This window comes from Pseudomonas sp. SIMBA_068 (assembly GCF_046534705.1).
In the GTDB taxonomy this organism is placed as follows: Bacteria; Pseudomonadota; Gammaproteobacteria; order Pseudomonadales; family Pseudomonadaceae; genus Aquipseudomonas; species Aquipseudomonas putida.
In genome coordinates this window covers 1-313 of the sequence record NZ_JAWRYI010000243.1, presented here as the reverse complement: position 1 = coordinate 313, position 313 = coordinate 1, and the positions used below count along the sequence as shown (strand labels likewise).

Sequence of the window (313 nt, the reverse complement as noted above, 5' to 3'; positions counted from 1 at the left end):
ATCATCCGCGTACCGCAGACGTGGGTGGAGTTGACGTTGCCGTAGATGTCGAATTCCAGCGCGGTATTGATACCGATAATGCCCAGGCGACGCACCACTTCCGGATGGTTGGAGATCTCCTGCGGGCGCAGTACCAGCTTGTCTTTATAGTGTTCCAGGTTGCCGAATACATCGGCATTGCGCCGTTCCGACAGCGTGATCGAGCTGCCGGATGCAAAACTCAGCTTGCCGGCGTCGATCAGGTCGAACGTCGAATCCTGTAACACTTCCGAGTACATGGTCAGTTCTTCGAACGGCGATTCGATCAGGCCGC

At 56.2% G+C, this 313-nt stretch carries 1 protein-coding gene; it reads right to left on the bottom strand.

Going from position 1 to position 313, the window contains the following annotated elements; all coding sequences use genetic code 11:
* A partial coding sequence (locus SB756_RS29015; protein WP_410912982.1) for an acetyl-CoA hydrolase/transferase C-terminal domain-containing protein occupies window positions 1-313 on the bottom strand: 313 nt, incomplete at both ends.